General features: G+C 42.1%; 1 protein-coding gene and 1 pseudogene. Both read right to left on the bottom strand.

What is annotated here, in order from left to right; genetic code table 11:
• Positions 1–161, bottom strand: a pseudogene (locus tag IEY42_RS22035) (IstB-like ATP-binding domain-containing protein); the annotation flags it as partial.
• Between the two features lie 28 nt (positions 162–189).
• The gene (istA, locus tag IEY42_RS22030; RefSeq protein WP_188927306.1) at positions 190–1,734 is read right to left on the bottom strand and encodes an IS21-like element ISShfr5 family transposase; all 1,545 of its coding nucleotides are present in this window, start codon (positions 1,732–1,734) and stop codon (positions 190–192) included.
• Positions 1,735–1,830 lie beyond the last annotated feature (96 nt).

Here is a 1,830-nt window from a genome sequence, read left to right as displayed (position 1 = left end):
CGCTGCGTTATTTCATGCTCCAGCAATAAACTTAGCCGCTCTTCGAAGCTTTGTTCTACGTATAGATTAGGTTGTTCAAGTTGCTGTAATAGCGCATCACGTATGCCGCTTAGCTTTAAGTTACTTAACTGGTTATTGACTTGTTGATTGATATTTTTCATAAGATTTCCTTTGATTGGTTAGTTTTTATTAATGGTAATAGTTATTGCCGCGGATATTTTTATGATCAATATCTTGTAGTAAATCACCCTGAGCTTGTGGCAAGGGTTGCTTATCCAAGCCTTTTTCTAAGATGGTTTTCACTTGTTTTACGCGAGTAACACCTGTGGCTAATGCGCGATGACAGGCGGCTTCAAGACGTTGGTCTGTAAACTTCTTGCCTAGGCTTAATAACCCCATACAAGCACGGTAGCTTTGCTCTGGATGCTTTTTAGCTTGCATCAATTGCATAACAAACTGCTCGGTTGATTTACCAAACTGACTTGCCCAGCGTTCAAATCGCTGCGGTGTCCATTGCTGTTGTTTTTGGTGAGCGATAGGCATATGTAGCTCAAGCGTGGTATGCGCACCTTCTCGGTATGATCTGGGGTGAACAGCGACTCGTATGCCTTGATGGTAGAGTGTCACCAATTTTCCTGAGGCATGTGCTTCAAGTTTTTGCTTGATCAAGGTATGTGGCACTGAGTAATAGTGCTTTTCAATCTCAATATGATAATCAATATGTACGCTCACTTGTTTCACTAAGGTGTAGCTGTAAGGCAGCATGGGCAATGGTTTTAACGCTGGTTTATCAATGGCTTCAAATTGACTTAATCGTGAGCCAGGATGTTTTTTCATTTGTCGCTGATTTAAATCGATGAGTAATTCTTGAATCTTTAGATTTAATTGACGCAAGCTAAAGAAGGTTTCATTACGAAGACGTGCCATGATCCAACGTTCAACAATTTGTACACCCACTTCAGCCTTGGCTTTATCCTTTGGTTTATAGGGTCTTGCAGGCACAATGACGGTATCGTAATGCGTCGCTAGTTGTTGGTAAGTTGGGTTTAAGTCAGGCTCATATCGGCAGGGTTTGGTGACGGCACTTTTAAGGTTGTCAGGAATGATCTGCTCAGGAACACCACCAAGAAACTCAAAACAACGGGCATGACTCATCACCCAATCTTCAAGTTTCTGGCTGTAAGTCGCTTCGGCATAGGTATAATTTGATGCCCCCATGACCGCGACGAACACTTGTGCAGTACGGCATTCGCCTGTACTTCCATCAACAATAGTCATGGTTGGGCCACAGTAATCCACAAACAGTTTTTCACCAGCTTTATGGTTTTGTCGCATCGAGGGTTTTTGGCATTTAAGCCAAGCCTTGTACTGACGGCAGAAGTGAGTGTAACTGTAAAAACCTTCCGCGTGCCGCTCTTTGTATTCTTCCCAAAGCAGCAACAACGTCATAGTTTTAGGCCGAAGCTCTTGTTGAACTAACGACCAATCAGGAATGGTAAAGCCTTTTAAACGAGGCTTTGTTTTGAAAAACGCTTGTTGTAGAGAGTTATCATCCCACTTCTCATCAAGCGGCCAGCAAGTAATGTCTAGCTCTGCTGATTTACAGGCATATTTAGACACGATTGAGGGTGAAACAGATAAGCTTTTTGCTATCTGACGATGACTGAGTTTACAGCCGTATTTTAGTCTTAAAATTTCTTTGAGTTTACGCATTGAAATAGGTGCCGTTGGCATGGTCATTCTCATCATCAAAAATGAAAAGAATAACGGTTAAAAACACCTACTGGGTAGACAAAAAAGTACAAAAAACGAACGGTACTATTCAAGCCG

The sequence above is a fragment of the Shewanella algicola genome, assembly GCF_014648035.1.
Taxonomy (GTDB): Bacteria; Pseudomonadota; Gammaproteobacteria; order Enterobacterales; family Shewanellaceae; genus Shewanella; species Shewanella algicola.
Note: the sequence above shows the minus strand (reverse complement) of the source record. Positions and strands in the feature narration are given on the sequence as shown.

Bases quoted from the DNA above. Each gene is read 5' to 3' on its own strand.
- istA (WP_188927306.1), bottom strand. From the start codon at position 1,734: ATGCCAACGGCACCTATTTCAATGCGTAAACTCAAAGAAATTTTAAGA.